This is a genomic window from Candidatus Hydrogenosomobacter endosymbioticus (assembly GCF_021654655.1).
GTDB lineage: Bacteria > Pseudomonadota > Alphaproteobacteria > Holosporales > GW7 > Hydrogenosomobacter > Hydrogenosomobacter endosymbioticus.
The window spans coordinates 131,642-155,875 of record NZ_AP025225.1 but is presented as its reverse complement, the minus strand read 5'-3'; the positions used below and the strand labels follow the sequence as shown (position 1 = coordinate 155,875).

The 24,234-nt window shown below is 41.3% G+C and carries 27 protein-coding genes and 3 tRNA genes; 6 read left to right on the top strand and 24 right to left on the bottom strand.

Annotated elements, in window-relative coordinates; all coding sequences use genetic code 11:
• Window positions 1–66 precede the first annotated feature (66 nt).
• Window positions 67–759 (bottom strand): RlmE family RNA methyltransferase, encoded by a 693-nt coding sequence (locus HYD_RS00765; RefSeq protein WP_236865341.1) that lies wholly within the window; start codon window positions 757–759, stop codon window positions 67–69.
• Window positions 760–910: 151 nt separating this feature from the next.
• Between HYD_RS00765 and pheT the strand changes: the two genes are divergently transcribed.
• The 4 genes from pheT to HYD_RS00745 all read left to right on the top strand — a co-directional run bounded on the left by pheT (window position 911) and on the right by HYD_RS00745 (window position 6,702).
• Window positions 911–3,346 (top strand): phenylalanine--tRNA ligase subunit beta, encoded by a 2,436-nt coding sequence (pheT, locus tag HYD_RS00760; RefSeq protein ID WP_236865340.1) that lies wholly within the window; start codon window positions 911–913, stop codon window positions 3,344–3,346.
• Window positions 3,347–3,512: 166 nt separating this feature from the next.
• Complete coding sequence (locus HYD_RS00755) at window positions 3,513–4,628, top strand: NAD(P) transhydrogenase subunit alpha (RefSeq protein ID WP_236865339.1); 1,116 nt, start codon at window positions 3,513–3,515, stop codon at window positions 4,626–4,628.
• Window positions 4,629–4,666: 38 nt separating this feature from the next.
• Complete coding sequence (locus HYD_RS00750; RefSeq protein ID WP_236865337.1) at window positions 4,667–5,212, top strand: proton-translocating transhydrogenase family protein; 546 nt, start codon at window positions 4,667–4,669, stop codon at window positions 5,210–5,212.
• Between the two features lie 47 nt (window positions 5,213–5,259).
• Window positions 5,260–6,702: an NAD(P)(+) transhydrogenase (Re/Si-specific) subunit beta gene (locus HYD_RS00745; protein ID WP_236865335.1), complete on the top strand. Its 1,443-nt coding sequence runs from the start codon at window positions 5,260–5,262 to the stop codon at window positions 6,700–6,702.
• A gap of 128 nt (window positions 6,703–6,830) precedes the next feature.
• On the opposite strand, the gene HYD_RS00740 is transcribed toward HYD_RS00745, so the two are convergent.
• The 21 genes from HYD_RS00740 to HYD_RS00640 all read right to left on the bottom strand — a co-directional run bounded on the left by HYD_RS00740 (window position 6,831) and on the right by HYD_RS00640 (window position 20,962).
• A complete protein-coding gene (locus tag HYD_RS00740; protein ID WP_236865328.1) occupies window positions 6,831–8,135 on the bottom strand; it encodes a hypothetical protein in 1,305 nt (434 codons plus the stop codon).
• Between the two features lie 66 nt (window positions 8,136–8,201).
• Window positions 8,202–9,365 (bottom strand): tetraacyldisaccharide 4'-kinase, encoded by a 1,164-nt coding sequence (lpxK, locus tag HYD_RS00735; RefSeq protein ID WP_236865326.1) that lies wholly within the window; start codon window positions 9,363–9,365, stop codon window positions 8,202–8,204.
• A 79-nt stretch (window positions 9,366–9,444) separates the two neighbouring features.
• The gene (locus HYD_RS00730) at window positions 9,445–10,200 is read right to left on the bottom strand and encodes a purine nucleoside phosphorylase YfiH/LACC1 family protein (protein ID WP_236865323.1); all 756 of its coding nucleotides are present in this window, start codon (window positions 10,198–10,200) and stop codon (window positions 9,445–9,447) included.
• A gap of 40 nt (window positions 10,201–10,240) precedes the next feature.
• Window positions 10,241–10,570: a thioredoxin gene (trxA, locus tag HYD_RS00725; protein ID WP_272876444.1), complete on the bottom strand. Its 330-nt coding sequence runs from the start codon at window positions 10,568–10,570 to the stop codon at window positions 10,241–10,243.
• Window positions 10,571–10,754: 184 nt separating this feature from the next.
• Window positions 10,755–11,423, bottom strand: a complete 669-nt coding sequence (locus HYD_RS00720; RefSeq protein ID WP_236865312.1) for an adenylate kinase family protein — start codon at window positions 11,421–11,423, stop codon at window positions 10,755–10,757.
• On the bottom strand, window positions 11,420–12,736 hold the full coding sequence (secY, locus tag HYD_RS00715) for a preprotein translocase subunit SecY (protein ID WP_236865310.1): 1,317 nt from the start codon (window positions 12,734–12,736) through the stop codon (window positions 11,420–11,422). The genes HYD_RS00720 and secY overlap by 4 nt, the downstream gene beginning before the upstream one ends.
• Before the next feature lie 60 nt (window positions 12,737–12,796).
• Window positions 12,797–13,282 (bottom strand): 50S ribosomal protein L15, encoded by a 486-nt coding sequence (gene rplO / locus HYD_RS00710; RefSeq protein WP_236865307.1) that lies wholly within the window; start codon window positions 13,280–13,282, stop codon window positions 12,797–12,799.
• A 56-nt stretch (window positions 13,283–13,338) separates the two neighbouring features.
• Window positions 13,339–13,566 (bottom strand): 50S ribosomal protein L30, encoded by a 228-nt coding sequence (gene rpmD, locus HYD_RS00705; RefSeq protein ID WP_236865305.1) that lies wholly within the window; start codon window positions 13,564–13,566, stop codon window positions 13,339–13,341.
• Window positions 13,567–13,648: 82 nt separating this feature from the next.
• The gene (gene rpsE / locus HYD_RS00700; RefSeq protein WP_236865304.1) at window positions 13,649–14,197 is read right to left on the bottom strand and encodes a 30S ribosomal protein S5; all 549 of its coding nucleotides are present in this window, start codon (window positions 14,195–14,197) and stop codon (window positions 13,649–13,651) included.
• 73 nt (window positions 14,198–14,270) lie between these two features.
• The gene (gene rplR, locus HYD_RS00695) at window positions 14,271–14,630 is read right to left on the bottom strand and encodes a 50S ribosomal protein L18 (RefSeq protein WP_236865302.1); all 360 of its coding nucleotides are present in this window, start codon (window positions 14,628–14,630) and stop codon (window positions 14,271–14,273) included.
• Window positions 14,631–14,659: 29 nt separating this feature from the next.
• Complete coding sequence (gene rplF, locus HYD_RS00690) at window positions 14,660–15,217, bottom strand: 50S ribosomal protein L6 (RefSeq protein WP_236865300.1); 558 nt, start codon at window positions 15,215–15,217, stop codon at window positions 14,660–14,662.
• Between the two features lie 209 nt (window positions 15,218–15,426).
• A complete protein-coding gene (gene rpsH, locus HYD_RS00685; RefSeq protein ID WP_236865299.1) occupies window positions 15,427–15,816 on the bottom strand; it encodes a 30S ribosomal protein S8 in 390 nt (129 codons plus the stop codon).
• Between the two features lie 45 nt (window positions 15,817–15,861).
• Window positions 15,862–16,167 (bottom strand): 30S ribosomal protein S14, encoded by a 306-nt coding sequence (gene rpsN, locus HYD_RS00680; protein WP_236865297.1) that lies wholly within the window; start codon window positions 16,165–16,167, stop codon window positions 15,862–15,864.
• Between the two features lie 48 nt (window positions 16,168–16,215).
• Window positions 16,216–16,749 carry a 50S ribosomal protein L5 gene (gene rplE, locus HYD_RS00675; protein WP_236865829.1) on the bottom strand — a complete coding sequence of 178 codons (534 nt, stop codon included), beginning with the start codon at window positions 16,747–16,749 and terminating at the stop codon, window positions 16,216–16,218.
• A 374-nt stretch (window positions 16,750–17,123) separates the two neighbouring features.
• A tRNA-Ile gene (locus HYD_RS00670) sits at window positions 17,124–17,196 on the bottom strand.
• Window positions 17,197–17,301: 105 nt separating this feature from the next.
• Complete coding sequence (locus HYD_RS00665) at window positions 17,302–17,637, bottom strand: hypothetical protein (protein WP_236865295.1); 336 nt, start codon at window positions 17,635–17,637, stop codon at window positions 17,302–17,304.
• 191 nt (window positions 17,638–17,828) lie between these two features.
• Complete coding sequence (locus tag HYD_RS00660) at window positions 17,829–18,515, bottom strand: Bax inhibitor-1/YccA family protein (RefSeq protein WP_236865293.1); 687 nt, start codon at window positions 18,513–18,515, stop codon at window positions 17,829–17,831.
• A 141-nt stretch (window positions 18,516–18,656) separates the two neighbouring features.
• Window positions 18,657–18,728, bottom strand: a tRNA-Val gene (locus tag HYD_RS00655).
• A gap of 186 nt (window positions 18,729–18,914) precedes the next feature.
• The gene (locus HYD_RS00650) at window positions 18,915–19,781 is read right to left on the bottom strand and encodes a TonB C-terminal domain-containing protein (RefSeq protein ID WP_236865291.1); all 867 of its coding nucleotides are present in this window, start codon (window positions 19,779–19,781) and stop codon (window positions 18,915–18,917) included.
• Between the two features lie 15 nt (window positions 19,782–19,796).
• Window positions 19,797–20,240 carry an ExbD/TolR family protein gene (locus HYD_RS00645; protein ID WP_236865289.1) on the bottom strand — a complete coding sequence of 148 codons (444 nt, stop codon included), beginning with the start codon at window positions 20,238–20,240 and terminating at the stop codon, window positions 19,797–19,799.
• A 17-nt stretch (window positions 20,241–20,257) separates the two neighbouring features.
• Complete coding sequence (locus HYD_RS00640; protein ID WP_236865287.1) at window positions 20,258–20,962, bottom strand: MotA/TolQ/ExbB proton channel family protein; 705 nt, start codon at window positions 20,960–20,962, stop codon at window positions 20,258–20,260.
• An 89-nt stretch (window positions 20,963–21,051) separates the two neighbouring features.
• Here HYD_RS00640 and ruvC point away from each other — a divergent pair, with 89 nt between their 5' ends.
• Together ruvC and HYD_RS00630 are read left to right on the top strand one after the other, a co-directional pair.
• Window positions 21,052–21,612 carry a crossover junction endodeoxyribonuclease RuvC gene (gene ruvC / locus HYD_RS00635; RefSeq protein WP_236865285.1) on the top strand — a complete coding sequence of 187 codons (561 nt, stop codon included), beginning with the start codon at window positions 21,052–21,054 and terminating at the stop codon, window positions 21,610–21,612.
• Between the two features lie 108 nt (window positions 21,613–21,720).
• Window positions 21,721–21,794 (top strand) — tRNA-His (locus HYD_RS00630).
• A 306-nt stretch (window positions 21,795–22,100) separates the two neighbouring features.
• On the opposite strand, the gene HYD_RS00625 is transcribed toward HYD_RS00630, so the two are convergent.
• Window positions 22,101–23,243 carry a hypothetical protein gene (locus tag HYD_RS00625; RefSeq protein WP_236865283.1) on the bottom strand — a complete coding sequence of 381 codons (1,143 nt, stop codon included), beginning with the start codon at window positions 23,241–23,243 and terminating at the stop codon, window positions 22,101–22,103.
• 146 nt (window positions 23,244–23,389) lie between these two features.
• Window positions 23,390–24,058: a hypothetical protein gene (locus HYD_RS00620; protein WP_236865281.1), complete on the bottom strand. Its 669-nt coding sequence runs from the start codon at window positions 24,056–24,058 to the stop codon at window positions 23,390–23,392.
• Window positions 24,059–24,234 lie beyond the last annotated feature (176 nt).

Below are 24,234 nucleotides of genomic sequence, written 5' to 3'. Positions count from 1 at the left end.
AAGACTTCCATCACAAAGATAGCGCATGATAGCGCATATTTTTTGTATCCAAGCTCTCATAAAGTGCTATAGCAAATTATTTGTAGAAGATTTTTTCCTACCGTTAAAATTTTTTGCAACAAAATACACTTCTATAGATTCTTTTCTGCTTGATTTTGGCTTTATTCTTTTAAAATACGCAAAATTAGACTTCAAAAACTGTTGCGAATTCTGGCTTATGTTCTGACAAAAACTTTTAAACACAAGGGTTCCTCCTTCTGATAAATACTTGTCGGCAAATTCGCATACCTGCTCTATCAGCGCGGCAGACCTAATCATGTCTGTGGACTTGTGACCGATAGTATTTGGAGCCATGTCACTCATTATAATGTCAAACTTATTTTTGAAAGATACTATCGATTTTTGAATAGTTAAGTCACAAAAATCTCCTGCTATAAAATTAACTCCTTCTATCGGCTCCATGCCAATCAAATCAACTCCCACTATGGTGACATTATTAATATTATTTTCCAAAATCCTCGTTGCAACTTGACTCCACCCGCCTGGTGAACACCCAAGGTCCAAAACAGACAAACATTTGCGACTGAATATATTCTCCTTTTCATGTATTTCAATAAGCTTGAACGCCGACCGCGATCGGTATTTTTCCCTCTTAGCAGCAATAACATATTCATCTTTTATATGCCTCGAAATCCACCTTGCTGACGACGACTTCATATTCTTATTTCGCAAAAATTTCGTTTCTTTCAGTTTTATCATTTGCAAAAGGCTTTAGCTTTTAGTATTTTCTAACTGTTATTTTATTGCCTCACAAACAATTTTAGAATACGCCTCCGCAAGACCTCCCTATTGTACAGTTTTAAGTGTAGAATGTTGCGATGGCTAGGCACCGCTGTGAATTGATTTTTTTATGAAAGTAACACTAAGTTGGCTTAGAGAGCACATAGATCTTCTCCTGCACCCATATCAAATATGCGAATCGCTTTCTATCTCTGGAACTGAGACATCGCTTCAAGAAGGAAGCGAATGGGCAAACAATTTTTTTATCGCTTACATAGAGAACGTAATAAAGCATGAAAATGCGGATAAACTAAGCGTCTGCTCTGTGAGATATGGCGAGAAAAAGCTAAGCGTAGTTTGCGGAGCAGCAAATGTACGGCCCGGAATGAAAACCATACTTGCTATTCCCGGAAGCATACTTCCTGGCTCCCATGTTCACATAAAAGAAAGTTCTGTGCGTGGAGTTAAAAGTGAAGGCATGCTGTGTTCTGCGAAAGAGCTTTGCATAGAAAGCAAGCTCGAGAAAATGGGCCTAAAACAAGAAACCGAGGGAATTATAGAGCTTTGCGAAAGCGCTGTTGAAGGAACCACTCTAAGTTCATTGCTTCCATATGACCCTATACTAGAACTAGAGATTACACCTAACAGAGGAGACTTGCTTGGGGTTAGGGGAATCGCAAAAGAGCTATCTTCTCTCGGATGCGGAACTCTTAAACCATATAGATTTCGCGAGTTTGACGATGAAAAATGTATTTGCTCAGACGAACGACCTGTCGAAATCATGGGAGAAATCCTAACTGAAGCATGCTCAGAGCTGTGCCTGTGCTCTTTGCGCGGAATCAATAATAAATCAAGCTGTAGTCTTATAAGCGAACGCATTGCAAGTATAGGCTTAAAGACCATATCGCCGATAGTAGATATCACAAACTATTTGTGTATCGACTCTTCTCGCCCAGTTCACGCATATGACCTTGATAAGATACGCGGGAAAATACACGTTCGTTTATCAAATGATAAAGAAAAGTTTCGTGGGCTTGACGGAGTCGACTATGTCCTGGACCAAGGAGCAATAGTTGTATGCGATGACGAAGGGATTATATCAATCGCCGGAATACTTGGAGGAGAAAGGACAGCGTGCAAAGAAGATACGAAAAACGTCATTATAGAATCTGGGAACTTTGACGCGTCAACAATAGCTATAACAGCAAGAAAATCCCGCATAAAAAGTGAATCAAGCTTCAGGTTTGAGCGAGGAGTAGACAACTCCAGATGTGCTAAGGCTGTAAAAATTTGTTCGAGCATGATTGCGGAATATTGCGGAGGCGCAGACATTGTAACGCAAACAGAAATTAAAACTACATCAAGAGCTCTTAGAGTTGCAGATCCATTTCGATTCGAATATTCAGATGTAAAAAAACTCAGCGGCGCAAGCATAAGTAATGATGAAATATTAAAAAGGCTGTGTTCTCTCTGGTGTTATATAAAATCTCACGATCAGGAGGGTGCCGAAATAATAGCTCCTTCGTGGAGAAATGACATACGGCCATCCGCCGAAGATTATGTGGAGGAGATACTTCGAATCAATGGATATGCAGACATTCCATCAAACCCCTTTTTATATTCTGAGGCTCTTTTAAAAAGTCCTCTGCTTATCCAAAGACGCGTTCGCAGTCTCCTAATAAGTTGTGGGTTTTTCGAAGCAATCACTTGGTCTTTCATGCAACGCAGAATGGCCAATCTTTTCACTCATAACTGCGATGCCATAAAAGGTATGGAGCTAAAAAATCCTATAAGCAGCGAACTTTCTGTTATGCGTCCGTCAATAATTCCTAACCTTTTAAGCAACGCCGTATATCACATAAGAAAAAATGTCGAATTTTCTCCAATATTTGAAATAGGAAAAGTGTTTTTTGAGCAGTCTTCCGATGGAGAACACACTGCCGCTAGCGGGATCATCCCAACTACAAGTGCACGCGAGCAATCTCTGTTCTTTTCTAAAGAAATAGTGGAAAAAATACTGCTTTGTTGCGGCGTAAAATGGAGCTCTATAAAAAATGGAGGTCCTTCATGGTTTCATCCAGGACGATCTCTCACCTACTACACAGGTAACAAAGTAATCGCTGTATGCGGACAGATTCATCCAAAGATAGACCGCGAATTTGATGAGAAGCTAGAAATTGCTGCATTCGAAGTAAACCTTTCTTATATGCCAGAGTTCTCTGTTTCCTTTCCAAAGCCACCCTACATTATCCCCCAACTACAGCAGGTAGAAAAAGACTTGTCGTTCGTAATAGACAAAAATTACCAAATTGGAGAATTATTCAGCGCTTTATCAAGATCTGTCACTATGGAAACGGTCGGAATTTCTCTCATAGACATTTTCTCTGACGAGGAGAAGGTTGGAACTGGAAAGAAATCTGTTTCCATAAGGTGTACATTCCAGCCAAAAGATAAAGCGTTCTCAGACAATGACTTACGGTCTATGATGCTTTCTATAGTCAAGTCTGCGGAAGAATGCGGAGCAGAGCTGCGCGGGGATCTCTTAACTCTGAATAAAAAACCATGAAAACACCCCTGCATTCGCGCTGTGGCTAGAGGCTCTGCCTACTATAGAGAAGCGGTTGCGCAACCTTCAGTGCTCCTGCCGCCTAAAAAGTTTTTCAACTTAATAAATTGTAAAAAAATACCAATTCTGATAGCATTCGCTAGTTCTTGTTTTTATAGTTTGTTTTATGAAGGTTTTTGTACCGAGGACGAGCCCGGAGGAAGATCACAGGATTGCTCTTACTCCTGACATTGCGAAAAGATTTGTTGACGGAGGCGCGCATGTCTATATAGAGCGCGGAGCTGGTGAAAAGTCATTTTTCAGCGATGATGAATATTCTTCAGCTGGAGCACACTGTGTCGACAGCGACAGGATTTACTCTGATAGCGGAATCTTTCTTCTTGTTGGAGCCCATAACGACGATATGGTGTCTCGTATACCGAAGGACAGCTGTATAGTTGGTATGCTCGGAGGCTCTGCATGCAAATTCTCTTCCTTGCTTAGAAAAAACGGGGTGTCTGCGTTCAGTCTAGAACTGTTACCGAGAATTTCTAGGGCTCAGAGCATGGATGTTCTTTCTTCTCAAAATAATCTCTATGGGTATGCTGCAGTTCTACTTGCGACATATCACATTCGAAAAGTATTTCCAGTGTTTATGACTTCTGCTGGAAGCACTAGAGGCGTGCGTGTTTTGGTTCTTGGAGCGGGAGTGGCTGGTCTACAAGCCATAGCGACGGCAAAAAGACTTGGGGCAAATGTTTTTGCTTTCGACGTAAGATCGTCTGCAAAAGAGCAGGTTGAAAGCGTTGGAGGAAAATTTGTGTCCGTTGATCCAGACAGCGAGTCTTCGGAATCCAGCTCTGGGTACGCTTCTGAAATGAGCGAAGAATATAGGTCTAAGCAGCGAAGCAGCATAGCATCTGCCGCCAAAAACTCCGACATAGTGATATGCAGCGCTTTGATACCAGGAAAAGAGCCACCTCTTCTCATAGATAAAAGCATTATATCTGAAATGAAAAAGGGGTCAGTTATCATAGATATAGCCTCAGACAGGGCCTATGAAGTTAATGCTAATGATACTATGCGCGGAAACTGCGAACTTAGCAAAAAGGGGCGCTCTCTGTCCGTCGATGGGGTAACTGTAGTTGGACCAGAATATGGACTTAATGCAGTTTCTAAAGATGCGAGTTCAATGTATTCACGCAACCTGTTCGAATTTGTGAAGCTGCTTAATGGTGGGGATGACATCAGGAAATATAGGCTCGACGACGAGCTTTTGGAAAGCACTTTGATTTCTCGATGAAATGAAGAAAATAGTAGAAGATTAGAGAGGTATTTTTTATGACTGTGATGTTTTTGTGTTTTTCTGGCGTTGTTCCCAGCTCAGCAGCCTCTGGTTATTGCGATGGAGTCGCTTCATACCCCGTGATCATTTTGGTCTTGTCTGTGTTTCTAGGTTATTTCGTAGTCTCAAGGGTAAGCGGCTCTTTACACGCACCTCTGATGAGCCTTACTAATGCCATATCGAGCATTATAATAGTTATTGCAATTTCTTCTGGGATAAAATATGGAAATTCTGCAGATCTGAGGCGCTCAGTCTCAAATATAGACAATAAAGAGGTCCAAATCGCGAACTCTAAAACAACATATGAAGCTTCGGATTATATACAGGACGGAAAATCAAGCGATTATAGAAAATTTGATGTTGATAAAAAAGTAAGTGCTTGGCGCGCTTCCAGCATAGATTCATTTTCGGCTGTTAATATGTTGTCGGTTTTTATCCTTGGTATAAATGTTTTTGGTGGGTTTTTTATAACCCATAGAATGATTTCTATGTTTATGCCCAGGAAAAAAAGCCCTAGATCTGCTAGTGCGCGCAATGAATAAAATAAACTGCTGTAAGAGAAACAGCAAAAATGTTTATAGGGGTTTAGATGTTTAGCGTTTTTGTTTTGATTGCCTATGTTTTAGCTATGGCTGCTGTTGTAGTGTCTTTTAGTATGCTTTCTTCTATAAGCAGCTCAAGAAAAGCAGTTGCTGCTGGAGCTGTTGGGATAGGAGCAGCTCTTTTGGGATGCGTTTCCTTTGATTATTGGTTTGCAAGATATACGGCCGTGTTTTTGGCAGGTGGCGCAGTTGGCGTTGCATGGACGTATATGGTAAAAATGACTTCTCTTCCCCAGCTTATGGCCGCGTTTCACAGCCTTGTTGGATTAGCGGCAGTTTTGATAGCTATTTTCATGCTCGCTCTTTCTTCTACTGCTGTAAATAGCGTTGGCAGTGAACAAATCTTAGAATCGATCACGGCTATGTCTGCTCTTGATATCGGAGGCGGAGCCGTAATAGGAGCGGTCACGTTTGCAGGATCTATAATAGCGTTTTGTAAACTGCAAGGTATCCTGTCGCGCTCGGCGATCATAAGTGATCAGCCGATATGGTTTTTCGTCCTGTGTTTTATACAGGGGATATTTTTGTTTTTATTCATGGTCTTTCCGTCTGTTACAATGCTTATTGCGCTTTCGATTATTGCGTGTGCGCTTGGAGTATTCCTCGTTGTACCGATTGGAGGAGCTGATATGCCTGTTGTGATATCTATTCTGAATTCGTTATCTGGATGGGCTGCTGTAAGCCTAGGTTTTGCATCTTCTGGAAAATTTGGCGGGAGCTTTTTGCTCATAGTGGTAGGGTCTATAGTGGGAGCTTCCGGAGCTATGCTTAGCTATGTGATGTGCATCGGAATGAACCGCTCTTTGTTTAGCATATTTTCGGACAGTATGAAGAATACAACCTCACGCAGCTCAACGAAAACTTTTACTAAGAGCGGAGAAACTAATTCGGCAATAAATGCGCCAAAAACTGCAGCAGCTGAGGAAGCGGCTTTTATTATGAAAAACGCTGATTCCATAGTGATAATACCTGGGTATGGAATGGCTGCAGCTCATGCACAATATGCTCTTAAAGAGATGGCAGACCTGCTAAAAAAAATAGGAGTTACAGTTCGTTATGGGATACATCCAGTGGCCGGAAGGATGCCTGGACATATGAACGTCCTTCTAGCGGAAGCTAACATCCCAAGCGAAGATGTTTTTGAAATGGACGATATTAACAATGATATGCCTCAAACAGACGTCGTATTCGTTATAGGAGCTAATGACATCACTAACCCATCTGCTAGAACAGACAAATCGAGTCCCATATATGGTATGCCCGTTTTTGACGCGGACAAGGCTCGTTGCGTACTGTTTGTTAAAAGATCTGCAGGAGGAGTTGGATATTCAGGAGTTGACAATCCTCTGTTCCATAGCGATAAAACATTTATGATCTACTCAGATGCAAAAAAAATATGCGAATCTATAGCTCGAGAATTGCATGAATAGCGCGAGAGTTTTGACTGGAGAATTGGTTGCGCAAAGCTGATTATAGAGTAACTGGCACCCCAGGAGAGGCGCCAGTTATCGTGACATAAGCGTCAGTTCAAAAACTAACGCAAACGTCGCAATAATAACTACATATACTTCTTTTCCATTATTTCGTACATGACCCTTTTAAGCTCTTTGGAGCTTGCCCTTGGCTCTTCCTTTTGGAACTCGCTGTCAACTATCTCGTTTGACAATTCTTCAATACACTGAATTACAAATGAGGCTCTTTCCTGCTTGAATACGCTTTCCAAATTCCCTAGTTTGTTTTCTTTAGACAAAATGCTAACAGCTTCAAGATAAGAAAGAAAATCCTCTTTTTTCAGATCATTTAATACGCTAGCAGCTCCATCTGTATTTTTAAAAACGATTTTCTCGCACACATCTAGAATAGCTTCTGTCGTCCTGGGAAATTTACATCCTTTCACGTCAGTTGTGAAAATTCTGTCAAAACTATTGATTGCGGCGCGCATCTTAAAGGATTTTTCGTCTTCCTTTCCTGTATTTTTCACATAATCATCTGCCATTTCCGAACCGACCTTTTTTATTAGGTCTAACAAAAAATCCATATTTGTGTAGAGGCGCCCAACTTCTTTAATAATATTTGAATATTTTTCCCCCATTAGCCCCAGCTTTGTCGAATTTACAACAGATTGCTGCAACAAAATATCCGAATTTCCTAGGAAAAGGCTAATAACAAATTTACATGCCTGCTTCTTTTGCTCTTCATCGCTTAGAGTGTCGCCAACACTTTGAGTTTGTTGTTTTTCCTCTTCTTGTCCATTATTCATGTAAAGGTGATTATATGCATTCATATAAATTTGATTCCCAGTCTGATTTTTTGACTGACTATTTGTTTGATTGTTTTCCAGTTTATAATCATTTGATGATAGATCTCTTAAAAGCTTCAGACTTTCTAAAAATTCCTCGTGCTCTTGCTTTTCTTCCGCCATAGATCCTTTTAACAGTTCTTCCATTTGTGTGTTAAAAATATCCTCAAGCTCCTGTTTTTCCTTTCTAGTTCCGTCAAAGCCGCGAAGCAACTCTACATATTGCTTCCACTTCTCAGCTAACATCTCCCGCTGCTCGTCGTCGCATTTGAATTTCTCATTTATAGCGATCTCTAGTTTTTGCTTTTCAAGCTGCAGGTCTGCTTCATTAGAATTTTTAATCTCTTCCACCTGCGCTATATACTTTTCCCACTGTATGACCATAGGAAATTTGGTTTGTTTATTGCATTCCTCCCACTCCTTTTTCTTTTCTTTTTTCTCTCTTTTTTCTTTTTTCTCTTTATTGCTCAGGCCATGCTTTTTTTTTCCTGCAAAAGATTCTTCTGAACTAAAAAAGACAATACAAAAAATAAAACAAGTTAGAAAGTTAAAACTTTTTTTCACGCAAATACCTATCGTTACAGAGCCCGCAGGTCTATTGTAATCATAATTAATAAAAAAAAGCAAATTTTATGTAAAAAACTTTACAACCCCACTAGTCCCAACATAAATTTCTTCCCCTGCTGGCGTTAATACTGAACCGCTAAAAGATATAAAAAGGTCAACAACGTGAACCTGTTTGCAAAATAACGAAGAAAATTTCACATAGTCCTTTCGCGTGCTGACCAAAAATGCGTCATTACTTCGCGCAAGCTGCAGCAAGCATTTTTCATTTCTTACGTCATACTCATGGTGATCTTCGAATCGGATAAATTTTACAACTTCAAGGCCGAGCGCGCAAAGAGTATCAAAAAACCTATCGGCAAACCCAATACCTGCAAATGCAACCACACGCGCCCCTCTCATTATATCAACATAAAAAGACGACCTAGCGAAGATGATCGGACGTCCGTATTTACATAATTCGCGAGCACGATTTTTCTCTCTCTCGTCGTCATACACAAACACAACAAGATCAGCCCTTGCAATTCCAGAGCTTATTCGTTCACGCAAAGGGCCAGATGGAATAACAAATCCATTGCCAAACATCTGTTTACTGTTCACCACTATAATGCTGACATCTTTTTTTATTGATGAGTTTTGGTGCGCATCATCTAGAATAACCGCTGTGTTTTCTGGAAATTCCAAAGAGTTAACGAGGTCAATACCTAACCTTCTATCCTTAGCAACAACGGTACTTGCGTGTTTGCAGAGAACCATCGCTTCGTCACCAACTTCTCTAGCCGAATGAATTTTCTCGTCAACCAACACAGCGCCATTCACAACCATGGTCGATTTTTCTGGTGTAGCGGCGCTTTTTTCATTTGGTTTTATGCTTTTATAAAAACTCAAACAAAACCATCTTGAAAACCGCCCTGAAGTAACTCCAGCATTTTTAAATATATCTCCACCATATCCCCTGGTTACAATAATTGGATTCTTACCATTCTCTCTAAGCAATTCTGCTAGCGCGATAGTGACAGGAGTTTTTCCAGATCCGCCAACGACAACATTTCCAACAGAAAGCACTGGAAAAGTGCATCTGGTCGCTCTAATAGATCGCACAAAAAAATGCACTCTGCTAATCAGAGCATATAGTAGCGAAAAAGGGCCCAACACAACGCAACTCACCGACCGAGCAACAAGCCCCCTCTTCCACCAAAACTTCGGGGCTATAAACCGAAAAACTCTCATAAAACCAACGATTTCCCATTTGCAGTACAAAAAAACCAAACGAAGCCCGCAGCATTATGAAGCAAAACGCACGCAAAGATTACGGAAGCGCTATTATAGACATAGACCTTCCATCCGAAAATTGATCTTTCTGCATCGCTCTTCTGTGGCTAAAAAATTCTCCAGAAAACGTGTCTACTTCTACAAATTCGACGCTTTCTATGACCCTTCTCAGCCTTCCTGCAACATAACCAGGAAGGTCAAACTTCGTATTTCCTCCAATTTCAGAAAAATACTTCTCACTCTCAGAATCATTCTGCAAAAACAACTCTACGAAATCCTCTTTCACGAAATAGTTATTTTTCGTAATGGTTGGCCCCACAGAAGCTTTTATACTATGAGGATGTGACCCTATACTCTCCATAGCAGAAACCACGCTCTCCAATATCCCGTATAAAGCTCCCTTCCAGCCGGCATGAGCTGCCCCAATAATCTGATTGTCGCCATCGTAAAGCAACACAGGAGCACAATCGGCAGTCAGAACTCCAAGAGCCACGCCCCGCTCTTTAGTCACAATCGCGTCAGCTGGAGTATCGAAAGTCGTTCTGGCTCTGCTAGCAATTATCGTAGTGCTCGTATGTTGCTGGTCAACAAACAAGAGCCTGTGGTTTTCTATCCCAAGGTATCTGAGAGCGATTTGCCTATTCTCAGCAACATTCGCTTTACTATCTTCATTCTGAAGCGAACCATTCAGAAGACAAAGCCTACCGAAGCTAACTCCACCAAACATACCAAAGAATCCATGAGGAACCCCTAATAACAATTCGCTACGAACAAGGCTAGGAGAAGCGTTCACCTATTTTCTCCATAATTTTCTGGAATAAAAACTATAATGATCATGACAAGCTTTTTATCCACTCTAACAAAGAACGCTCATCGGAAAACCCAACATGACGACCAACTTCTACACCGTTTTTAAACAGCACAAGAGTTGGAAGCGCCATAATACCATATTCAGATGGAATCTCTTGATTTTCCTGCACATCAAGTTTTACAACCTTCAGGTCAGGAAGCGACGAAGAGACTGCGTCTATCACAGGAAGCATCTGCACACACGGCCCACACCACGGAGCCCAAAAATCGACTAAAACAACACCACTATTCTGGAGCACTTCTTCAACAAACGAAGAATCAGACACTATTTTAACCATACTATAACACTGCAAGAAAGACTCAACTCGATTCTAGCATTATACGATGAAAATTCAATCCAGAAAACCAAACAACACATAGTGCTTAGGATTGTGCATGCATCGCACAAAAGTAACAAATACAACAGGCTATAATCCAGCCCACGACAACTTTCTCCATATATGGATATCGATTCATAATCGATAAAATTTCCGCGAGTTACAAAAGCGAAAGTTTTGATTCTATAACTCTGGACATTACGCGGCTAATCTCTTCAACAGGCGCACACCCGTCCATTGACATAAGCATCCCGCTTCCCTCATAAAACGATATAAGACCAGAAGCCTTTTTCTTGTCAAGCATCAGCCTCTTCCTGATTATATGCGATTGATCGTCTGACCTTCTGGTAAATTTTGTACATCTGCACACGTCACACACACCATCAACAGCGGTATCTCGCTTTCCTACAGAGTATATAGCAGAGCACCCGCTGCAGCTATACCTGCGAAGAGCCCTATCAACCAACTCCTCTTCAGGAACAACCAATAAAAACACCATAAGAATCTTGGCTCTAAGGTCTTTTAACACGCTCTCGAACGCCTCTGCTTGCGCCAAATCACGCGGAAATCCCTCTAAAATCACAGTGCCAGCACTAATCTTTCTAAGCCTAGAATTTAAAACATCCATAACCAACGCCGTATCAGGAGCTCCCCCAGACTCAACTTCAGCCTGTATCAGTCTCCCTATCTCTGTTCCATCAGCTATTTCCTGCCTAAGAAGATCGCCCATCCCTATACTAGGAACATCAAGGCTACAAGACAGCGCCCTCGCCTGCGTTCCTTTGCCAGAGCCAGGCGGACCCAGAACGACAATTACATCACTAATCACCGCTTACCCCGCCTCAACAAATTTTCATACTGGTGAGCAATAAGATACGAGTGCACCTGGGTAATCATATCTAAGCTCACGCCAACGGCGATCAAAAAACTTGTACCTTGAAAAGGAAAATCCATTTTGAACATATAGTTCAAAAAACTAGGCAGAACAACAACAAACGATATGTATGCCGCCCCTATCACCGTCAGCCTCGTCAGTAAATAAGAAAAAAATTCCGCCGTCATCTTTCCGGGTCGATACCCAGGAATAAACCCACCGCTTTTTCTCAAATTCTCAGCAGTTTCATCAGGGTTGAACACTATCGGAGTATAGAAAAAGGCAAAAAACACTATCACCACTATCTCTATCAGCATAAACAACCACGCCTCAGTAAAAAAATACCTAAAAAACAACTGCAAAGGATATATTTCAGACACTATTCTAGACTGAGCAAAGATTCTCAAAAAGCTCAAAAACGCAAGAGCAAATATAGGAGGTAAAACCCCTGTACTATTGATCTTTATAGGCATATAAGTCTGCTCAGAGCTATACACTTGCCTACCAACCTGCCTTTTCGGATGCTGAACCACTACACGCCTATACGCCCTCTCCACGAATATTATTAGTACTACAACAAACATAATAATAGCCACAGTAGCCATCACACTTCCAGATGAAACACCGCCGGCCCTGCTCATCATTATCGTGCTAACCATTTTAGGAGGCAATCCAGCCACAATCCCGGCATATATTATCATCGACGACCCATTGCCAACTCCTCGAGAAGTTATCTGCTCTCCAAGCCACATCAAAAATAGAGTAGCGCCAACTATAGTCACAACCGTAGAAGCAAAAAAGAACGGCCCAGAATCAACAACCAACTTCGGGTATGAAGAAATCCAAGAAGCAATACCCATAGCCTCCATCGACGCCAAAATGACGGTCCCATAACGCGTATACTGACTAAGCTTACGCCTCCCGCTCTCCCCCTCTTTCTTCAAAGCAATAAAATGCGGGAATATAGCCGTCATAAGCTGAACTATTATGCTCGCAGATATATATGGCATAAGGTTCAACGCCATAATGCTCATACGCCCCAGAGCTCCACCAGAAACCAGGTTAAACATCCCGAGGATCCCATTAGCATACTGATGCGTCCAAGAAGCCAGCTCGTTTGGGTCTATGCCAGGCAACGGGATATAAGTCCCAAACCTATATACTACGAAGATCCCAAGAGTAAACCATATACGCTTATGAAGGTCCTTCGCCTTAGACCAAGCACTCCAACTAAGATTAGACAACAGCTGCTCAGAAACAGACGCCACTTCCACCCCCTAAAACAAAAAAAACACAGCGGCAACACAAAAAACAACACGCAACCACAGCTATTTCCCAACTACTTCTTCCTTACAGCGACTAACAACCTCGCACGCTCCTCCAGCGCTTGATATAGCCTCAATAGCGCTCCTAGACGCGCCATCAACACGAAAATTCATCTTACTGGTAATTTCACCTCGCCCTAAAACGCGTAATCCGTCAAACCGTCCCTTTATAACACCGATATTAATAAGCTCTTCAATGCAAACAACCTTGTCCACAGAAAGCCTTCCAGAATCAACCAGCCTTTGCACATCGCATATGTTTATCTCAGCGAAATTTTTAGCGCAAAAATTAACAAATCCTCTGTGTGGAAGCCTCCTATGCAAAGGCATCTGGCCTCCTTCAAATCCTTTTATCGCAACACCAGAGCGAGCAGTCTGCCCCTTGCCTCCACGACAACTGGTCTTCCCCTTACCAGACCCGATCCCGCGACCAACACGCTTCCTTCTTTTTTTAGCTCCGAAATTATCCCTTATATCATTAAGTCTCATACTAACCACCGCTAAACACCCACACAAATTAAAGATGACAAACTAAAAACGAAAATTCAATACACCTCTACCAAATGAAGAACCTTACGCACCATACCAATTACCTCTGGGATATTGGGGAGTTCTTTCTCTGCGCCTATTTTCCCTAGACCAAGCCCGCGAATAATACCGCGAGTGGAGCGCGCCTCCCTTATCAAGCTTCTGACTTGCCTAACCCTAACAGTACCTCCTGCGCACCCCATCACGCACGAACCGCAATCAGAACAGCATCTACTTCCAGCCATATCACCTCCATAAAACCAAAACGCACAACATGCAAAAACACTCTACCACAGCAACACCACGTCGCACATCGCCCATCTTTTGCTAGCCAACCACCTTTTCTCTAGGAGACGACTGCGCTGCTCCAAATACCTCAAATATTTTCTTACCACGCTTATTAGCAACCATACGAGGAGACTGTATCGCCTCAAGAGCCCTCACAGTAGCCTTCACAACATTATGAGGATTGGAAGAGCCTATAACCTTCGCGACAATATCTTGAACACCAACAGCCTCGAACACCGCTCTCATAGCTCCTCCAGCGATAACTCCCGTTCCCTTCGGAGCGCTTCTCACAAAAACCTTACCAGCACCGAACGACGCCATATGGTCTTGATGAACCGTTCTGCCCTCCTTAAGAGGAACCCTTCGCATAGACCTGGTAGCAATGTCCCCAGCCTTTCTCAAGGCATCAGAAACCTCCCTAGCCTTACCGGCACCATAACCAACACTCCCTTTCCCATCGCCCACAACAACCAACGCAGAAAAATTGAACCTCTTACCGCCCTTCACAACCTTAGACACCCTAGACACAGACACAAAACGGCGAATAAGCTCCTTATCAGCAGGCTTTGAACTCCTCTCTCGCACCATCTTTCACTCCCAACAACGCACCCACAAAACGGGGACACAAAAACACAAAAACTGCAGCAACCATAAACAACAGCTAAAAAACCAACCCACCTTCTCTGGCAGACTCGGCAACAGCCTTAACTCTTCCATGAAACGCAAACCGACCTCTATCAAACACAACCTCAGAAACGCTTTGCGCTGCAGCCCGCTCTGCTATAAGCTTGCCAACCATTTTTTCCACAGCAAAATCACCAGAAAGGCCCGAAGATTTCAAGCTTTTCTCCGCAGACGAAGCGCTAGCCAAAGTTTTCCCAACGGCGTCATCTATAACCTGTGCATAGACATGCCTTTCAGAGCGAAACACAGACAATCTAGGACGGCCACCAGCTCGACTTCTCAGCTTAGACCTAACCCTAGCAACCCTTCTAACAACAGAATCACCTCGATACAACACAACAAACCTCCATCAAAACTAAACAAAAACTACTTAGCCTTGCCTTCCTTACGTCTAACAAACTCTTTATCAACATGTATTCCCTTACCTTTATAGGGTTCTGGCGGACAAAACTTGCGAATCTCTGCGGCAACCTGCCCAACAAGTTGCTTATCAACGCCAGACACAACAATCGAAGTTGGCTTATCGGTTTTTACCATGATTCCGTTCGGAACGCTGTACATTATGCTATGGCTCAAGCCCAAATTAAGCTTTATAGCAGAAGCTTGAGGCTGATACTCCGCCTTATATCCGACACCAATCAACTCTAGATTTTTAACAAATCCACTAGAAACCCCAACAACCATGTTTTTTATACGCCTAGCCACAGTGCCACACAAAGACGACTGCTCCTTAGTTAAGTCGCATATCTTCACGTCATCTGCAGACCGAACGAACACCGAGCGCCCATCAACAACAACCTTAACAGCATCGGGAACGCTAAAAGAAAGTTCACCATTTCCACCAGAAACCACAACCACTCGCCCATCAACCCGACACTCAACACCGCTCGGAAGCTCAATAGGCATTCTGCTAATACGAGACATAGCCCCCCCTCACAATCATCATATAACCGAAACAACGCTTCCGCATCAACACATCTAGCGCAAAATCATAAAAAAAACCAGCAATCACCACAGAACCAGCCGACAACATACACCACACACTGAAAGACCTAGAGAAACCTCTACAAACAGCCCCAAAAGGCGCAAAAAAGGCCAAAAAACCACAACAGAGAATCGAAACACAGCGTAATCTATGCAACATAAAAAAGCACCTCTCCGCCAACCCCTATATTCCTCGCGTCATTATCAGACATAACTCCACGAGAAGTCGTAAGCACGGCATTACCAAGCCCATTAGCAACGCGAGGAAGCCTTTTAACCCCAGAATATATTCGTACACTCGGCTTCGAAACACGCTTCATATACCTAATCACCGGAGAAGCATTAAAATACTTAAGCCCAATAAGCAAACTCCTTCCATCATCGCCCATAGACACAGAGGAAACATAGCCTTCCTTATGCAAAACATTCGCTATACTTTCTTTCATTTTCGATACAGGAACGACGACAAACTCATGTCCAGCACGCTGAGCATTCACTATCCTAGTTATCATATCTCCTATCGGATCAGAAAAAGACATACTTTCCTCCTCAAACTTTCACACAATTCAACCGCCACAAGCCGCTTACCAACTCGACCTTTTAACTCCAGGAAGCCTCCCGCTGGTAGCAAGATCCCTAAACGCTATCCTAGAAAGATTGCAGAATCTATATACAGCACGAGGTCTTCCGCTCAAAACACACCTGGACCTCACGCGAACCCGAGAACTGTTCCTCGGAAGCTTCGCGAGCCTCAAAGCCATGTTAAACCTCTCTTCGATAGAAGCCGACTTGTCCATCACAACAGACTTCATCTTCGCACGCTTATCAGCAAACCTCTTAGCAAGCCTCTTCTTAAAATCATTGCTCTCTATAGAACCTTTTCTAGCCATCGCAAATCCCTCAAACTTCCAATTATAATACAACCACAAAAAACAACTTCAACTCCTGAAAGGAACCCCAAATTTCTGCAACAAAGAACGGCCTTCGTCATCAGTCTTAGCCGTTGTCACAATAGATATGTCCATACCCAAAATATGGTCAACCCTATCGTAATTAACTTCTGGAAATATATAGTGCTCCTTTATACCAACAGACAAATTCCCGCTTCCATCAAAACTCTTCAGCGACAATCCGCGAAAATCCCTTATTCTAGGCATTGCTATGGTAACGAACCTATCTAAAAACTCATACATACGCGCTTTACGCAAAGTCACCTTCACACCAACATCCATTCCCTCACGGAGCTTAAATCCCGCTATAGACTTTCTAGCAACGGTCCTAACCGGCCTCTGACCAGATATAGCAGCAAGCTCCTCCATGGCCGCCTCAGCGACTTTTTTGTCTTTCCTGCCGAGCCCCATATTTATCACTATCTTCTCTAATTTCGGAACCTGATGAATATTAAAATACCCAAACTCCTTTATAAGCTCAGGCGTAATAGATTCCTCATATATCTGCCGCAACCGCACCATAACCATAACAAACAGCCCTTCGACAAAACACAGCATAAGAACATGTGCGCATTATAACAGCATATCTAAAAAATAGAAATACGCTTTTTGCGCGCACTTCAAGAATTTAGCCAAAAATACCAGAAGCTCAACATGGTCATAAAACACAGCAGATAAATAACCATCCTCGCCCACGATCGTTAATAAGAGACCAAAAAAACATTAGCTACTATACGAGCAATTACATAATACAAGGATGCTAATTTTGCAATTCCATTGCATAGAAAATAAAAAATAAAAGAAGAGCCGCAAGAAAATGCGTAGGATTAAGACTTAATACAAAATACAAGTCCAAAGAAATCTAAAGAGATCCAAACAAAAATGGGAGAAAAAAATGGGCCCGGCTGGATTCGAACCAACGACACCACCGTTATGAGCGGCGAGTTCTAACCGCTGAACTACGGGCCCCGATCTAGATAGGATACACAATCAAAAAAAAACTGCAAGCAGAAAATGGGAAAAACGACGTATGCAACTCATGCAACGCCTCTATAACAAAATGATAACAATTTTCTATGAAGCCTCCTCGCTCATTTGTTCTAGCTCATCTATAACGGCTTGGATTTCATCATCGCTCCATTGGCTAACAGGCTTCATATCGCTAGTCTTTTTCTGAAACAACCCCTTTATCTTTGCTAACATTTCCTTGGCTTTAAGAGCAACACTAAGTTTCCCTGTCTCCATTGCTTTGTGAAACAGATCTTCTATTTCAGAAACAAATCCGCATAAAGCCTCAGATTTCGTGTTTTTCCCAGACTTTTCTATCACTTTTCGTCGTTTTTTATCGCAAACTGGCAGTGTATCCTCAATATTGTGCTTAGGTGCATATAGTGTATTTTTGCTATTCATTGCATAATCTCCAATTCAAAAAATATGAAAACATGGTTTGATTTAAGTTTAATTTTTATTAAACGCTATTAGCGCGCGCTATTAGATACGTTACAAAAAACGATATAAAAGAAAACGCGCCAGGGTCTATACAAAAACCCCAAGCGCTTTCAAATCACTTCTATCTTATCTTATTTGTAAAAACAGAAAAACTATTTTCTTTCTCCGACAAGGTGAAGAAGAAATATAAAAATATTAACTATGGCAAGATACAAATTAAGAGCTCCGAATATAGCCATCTTATTCTGCTCCTCCTCCGAGCGCGCCCTAAAGTACATCTGCTTAAGAGCCTGCGTCTGATACGCTGCAATACCTAAAAACACCATAACGCCGACAACAGAGATAACAAAATCAACAACAGAGTTAGACAAAAACAAATTAACGACGCTCGCTAGCATCACGCCCACAAGACCTATCAACAAAAACGACGCGACAGAAGTCAGGTCTCTTTGCGTAACGTGCCCATACGCGCTCGCACACCCAAACGTTGATGCAGCTACAAAAGCCGCCTTCACTATACTTATAGGAGTGTAAATATAGAATACATGCGAAATAAAAATCCCCATAAGAGCCGCGTATACCCAAAACAATGACTGCGCCCTAAAAAAGCTGATCTTATTCCATGCAAAAGAGAAATAAAAACCGATCCCAAGCATGGCAAAAGCAGCAATTATCGACCCTCCGGCCGCAAGACCGTCAAGCCTAAACGAATAAATGCAAAATGCTATCGCCGCAGTAAGACCAATCCCAAGCCCCATATATCCATACACATTCATTATGTATTGTCGAAGCCCCACCTCTGCTCTGCTCCTTATCGAAGAGCCCATGTTGTAAGCCATAATTAAAAACGCTATAACACCTGTACTGACATATTATCATCGATCTAGTAAAAAAACAATTAACCCTCTAAAAACAGAGCCTCTTTGCTGCCAAAAACAAAATACAACAGAAAGCACAAACAAAAAAAACTGCAACTAACATGGGCGTAACAGGGATTGAACCTATGACCCCTACGATGTCAACGTAGTGCTCTACCGCTGAGCTATACGCCCCATGACAGAAGTATTATTAACAAATTGCTGCAAAAAATACAATAGGAAGCAAAACACGACCATACAAAAAATACACAAAAAAGGTCATCTTTTAGCTTAATAAAATTATATTACATGATACATGGCATATTATGTCATATTCCGCAATTAATTTTTTGCATCAAGTTTATACATTATATATTTCTGTCATCTAATGAACCTGAATTTAAAAATCTTCCATTTTTCATATTGGTCAAGCGGAAGCACAAGGGGGTTGCAGTCTGGATGAAACACAGCTTGAAGAGCGCTTTCTGCTGCCACTTTATACATGGGGTGATTTGTTGTCCCTTCATTATGAAGTATTGTAGCTTTTCTAACAGTTGCATCAGGATTCATTTCTAAAAGTACAACTACAACTATGTTTCCTGAATTCTGAGCTCCAAGCGGGATTCTCCAACAACTTTCAAGCTGGTTCCTAACTCGGTCTACTATACTCATAGATAACTCCCCAACGGACGAAGCCCCATAGTTTGACTTTGAGTTATCGTCAGTCATAGGCGTATCGGCAACAGGAGCATCAGACTTATCCTTCCTAACGTCCTTGAGAAAACGCATAAAGTCCTGCTGATCTGAAGAATTGTTTTTTTGTCCACGCAACTTTTTTACATTATTTTTTTTGGTCGGCTGTTTCTTGGTTATCTTTTTTTTATCATGTTTTTTGTCTTGCGCTTTTTGCTTTTCTTTTACATGTGATTTTTCTTTTCTTTCAGATAGCTTCTTTTGTATTAGCTCTTCCATAGAAGCGTCTTTCCTGACTTCTTTTTCCTTAGGTTCTTCTTTCTTGGGATCTGGATCGCGAGCATGCTCTTGAGGAGGCGGGTCCTCGGCTTTTCGCCTTGAAGGTGGGGCTTTTGATATATCGCTCACTGCAACAACATCTATGGGAATTGTGCACGGAGGAGCTTCTTCTATTTTGAGTTTATCGCTCATATACATTGAGCCAAAAAAGCAAAAAGCGACTATTAACGCATGAAAAAGCGCCGATAGCAAAAACCCTTTTTTATCATTGCTCATGTTATTCGCTCTTTCCTACTTTTTCTCACCATCAGTAACAAGCGCCACTTTCGTAAAACCTGCGGCTACAATAGCATTCATAGCATCCACCACCTGCGCGTAGGACAAAGACTTATCTGCAAACAGGTGTATCCTTTCGCTTTTCGCATCCTCCATGGAAGACAGAGCATGAAAAAGCTCATCTTTGCTTAGTTCTTTGTCATCAAGAAATATTTTCCCGTCTTTATCCAGGCTTACGGATAAAGGCTTTTTTTCTGAGGTAGCTGGTGCTGCACTTGATTCTGGAAGGTCAACGTTTATATTGTTTTTTATTACAGGAGCTGCAGTTATGAATATCACAAGAAGCACAAGCATAACATCTACAAATGGAGTGACGTTTATTTTTGACTTCGTGTCTCCGGTCTTAAAAAGAGCAGAGCTTGCACCGCTTCCAAATAAACTAAACGACGATTTTCCCATAATAACAAACCCCCAAGCTATAGAAAATCAGATTTACTAGTGCAGACTTTTTGAAGTGCTGCTGCACTTAATTCTTGAGCAAAGTTCTCCATTTTCAATGTAAAGCGGATCACCTCTAAAGACAGCTTGTTATATGCAATTAAGCACGGTATAGCAACAACAAGCCCCATTGCTGTGGCGAATAATGCCTCTGCCATTCCAGGAGCTATCACTGCAATATCAGCTTTTCCAGATACGGCGACATGAAAGCTATGCATGATACCCCAAACCGTTCCGAATAAACCTATAAATGGAGACGCGGCAGCGCACCAATCTAAAAATCCTAGCCCTTTGTGCAGCTCGTCTTTTTGCTCTTCCATTATAACCCCCATGAGCTGCAACAAATGCTGATGCCACATGGACAAGCCTGCAGAACCATAATCTTTTGCTTTCTGAGTCTCTTGAACAGACAAAACCATAAGATCCGCAAACGAACCGCTGAGTCCAGTCGCCATATGAATCCCTCCATCCAGAATATCGCGTTGGTCCGCATAGTCCATTACTTCCTCAGCTTCCTCTCGCGCTCTCTTTATAGACATGAATTTTGAAAATATAACAGTCCAAGAACGAACAGAAAGAAGCGCAAGAAGAACCATTACAGACTTCACCACAAGATCTGCCTGCAAAAACATCGCCCAAAGTGACAACCCTCCAGCAGACACACAAACTCCACAATCGGTCAAAGATACCTCCGAGATAAAACTTTTTTCTACTATCTATGATAGAAAAGTATTAACTTTATGTTAAGTGGAACCCTCAGGAAAAGATGCGAATGTCGGAAAAAGCCAGTAAAGAAATGCCTGCTGCAGAAAAAAAAGAGGAAAAAAATTGTTATGATGAAAAAAATTACAGAATTTTAGGCGTAGATCCAGGGCTCAACAAAACTGGATATGCGATAATAGAAGCGTCTAGTAGGAAGTTAAATGCCGTTAATTGTTTAGAGTTAGGCGTCATTCGTACAAGCTCAAAAGACGAAATACAGAAAAGACTTGCAAAAATATATTCAGAGATTGGCTCGATAATCCAAGAATTTAAACCATCAATAGCAGCAATAGAGAAAGTATTCATCAACATAAATCCAGAGTCATCGATTTCCTTATGTTTTGCAAGAGGAGCCTGCTTGACAGCTTTTGGAAGTTTACAAATAAAAACCGTAGAATACAGCCCAAACTCTATAAAAAAAACTGTAACTGGATTTGGACTAGCAGACAAAAAGCAAGTTACACGGACAATCATGGTAGAGCTTGGAACTCGTTCAAACATACCAGCTGACAGCGCAGATGCAGCAGCCGTAGCTCTGTGTCACTTGTATAGGTCGAAGCAAAACATGTAGTTTGCCTCCTTGCGGGTCCGAGAAAATTTTTCAGCAGAAACTATTTGGTTCGGGAAATTCTTAGCCTTGACAAAACGCTTATCCGTCAGCCATCATCGACGTTGTGTGGCGGGCGTAGCTCAGTTGGTTAGAGCGTTAGATTGTGGCTCTAAAGGTCGCCGGTTCGATCCCGGTCGCTCGCCCATTTCATCCATAGCTTCATGATTTTTGCGTATATTATGTAATAGGATAAGTTGCTCCGTAGCAGCCTTTCTTGTATTGCGAGGAATAACCCGCGCCGCCTTTCTTAGACTTAGAACAGACCTAAGCACAAATAAATGTCCGAAAAGACGCCGCCCGCAACATATGTGTTGGCCGAGCGGCTTTTTCGTAACGCTTGCTTAAAAATGATAATACACGCAAGCCAGCTATCTCTTTTTTTATTAATCCACGTCCTTTGCCAGTAAATCGACGTTTATATTACCGTTGGCCGCTCCCGCTCACTGTTACTAATCATTAAAGTTTACTTGGAAAGGACCTCTGTCATTACTTTGCCGCTGCATCAAAAGATTCTGCTCCTGTTCTTCGGCAATAAGCTCCTCTCGAATACCTTTTTCCAATAGATCATTTTTTAATGCATCTCGCAATCGCTCTAGAGTTGGAAGAATTCTTTCATTATCGTGAGATATTTCTTCTAAAATGTATTCAACCAATGGGATAGCCTTTTCTTTCAAGGATTTATCGAATTTTGCTACGGTGAATTTCCATTTTAAATAGTCGGCTACTTTATATTTCCACGAGAGAAGTCCGGCCTCTTTCTCCTCGCCAGTCATGCCTGGCTCCTTCTTTAACTCGTCTTTAAAATTTTTCTCCGCCTCTTTTTCTATAAAATTTCCGATTTCAGCAGCAAGCCTTTCTTCTTCACCTTTTTTTTCTGAACGATATGAATATTGATTTAGTATATTTTTAAAAAAATTATCAATATTAGACCTATACTTAAGATCAAGCTCATTCCATGACAGATCCAATGCAATATTACGAGATTTTTCCTCTATGAAAGGAAAAGGAGCAACGTCGAATTTTCCAGAATTTTTTTTCTGAATTTCAAAATTTTTCACCGCCACCCTATTTCTCGCGTCATCATAAAGTCTCTTATAAACATTTTCGTTTGTTGCGAAATATCTATATTTCTCATTTAACGCTGACGCTTTTGACTGATCATATCGCTGATCTTCAGCTGGCAGCTGCGCAAAATACTGTTGGGCAAGTCCTTTTTCATGGTTAACTTCACTGCGTTCTAATTTTTCCCGCTCTGCTCTGGGCAAAACTTTTTTGAATCTTTGGTCTGCGGGAATTTCTCCTTCTTCTAAAAACAGTTCTTCACCTGGTTTTACAACATTTGCTCTTAAACTCAATTTCCATGACTTATCTGCAACGTTGTTGTTTTTCCTTTTTTGATTATCAATTTTCTTTATTGGCTTTTTCGACACATCTTTTTCTGCTATAGCGCCATATTGCATAGCTTCTCTCACGCTTTCGCTTGCATTTTTATCGTTAGGAAACATTTTTCTTCCGAATTTATGCGTTCCAGCCATTGCACTAATAGATTTAATAACACAAACGGCTATTAATATAGTTGTTTTAACATTCATTTTCACTGCCTTTTTATTTTATAAATCGATAATTATCACTAATTATTTCTAATTTTTATGCTTTAATGCAGAAAGGATGATTGATAAACTTAATAAAAAATATTGCTGAGTTTCTCATTCATCCATTTTTGCATCGATTGTTAAATTTATGGGTTTTGTTTTTTAATGTATTCTATAGTTCCATCTTGCCTTTGCACTTTTTGAATTCGGAAATGTTTTTTTGGAAAAATTTTAGCCGACTGAAATGTAGAAAAACGACTAGTGAAAGCAGGCTCTTGTACATTTAACAAGCCCTGATCTTGTACTGCTTCCGGTCTGCCAAGCTTATCTTTGCTTATTCTGCTTATCAGTCTATTTTCCGCGAATTCTTCTACCTCTTGATTGACGTCTCCCGATTCCATCACATTTTCTATCTGGTTATAATTGACTTCTTCTATTGCCCGTCCACGATTCATTGGCTTTTGAAACTTGGGCACAGGGTTTGCTTTAACTATACGGGATTTTTTTTGCTCAGCTTCGAATTGACGCTTCAAACCCAGAGCCCTTCTTCTCTCGACATCTTCATGCATTCGTTGAAATACATCCCTTGTGTCGTTTTCTTGTTTCCTTTTTAAAAGCACCATCTTATTACTGGCGTCACTTATCATTGGGCGTCCTGTATACTCGTTCGCTTGCTCTTCTATCTTTTTAGCTATAGCTGCGTTTCTTTTTTCTAAAAATTTTTGTTGCCTTTCGTAAAAATCGCCTACTGCAACAGCGAAAGTTGACTGCGCCGCAATTGCAATTGCCAAAACTAACATTTTATAATTGTTCATATGCGTTCTCCCATCTTAGATTTTAATACACTATTAATATATAACTTTGATCTTAATAATTCATCAATTTTTGTTTTTTTGCATTAACTTTTTTGTATAAAACGCTGAATATCACAGTTTCTTTGTTGTATTACCCACATCGAAAACTATAGGTATAAGAAGAGCAAACCTATAAA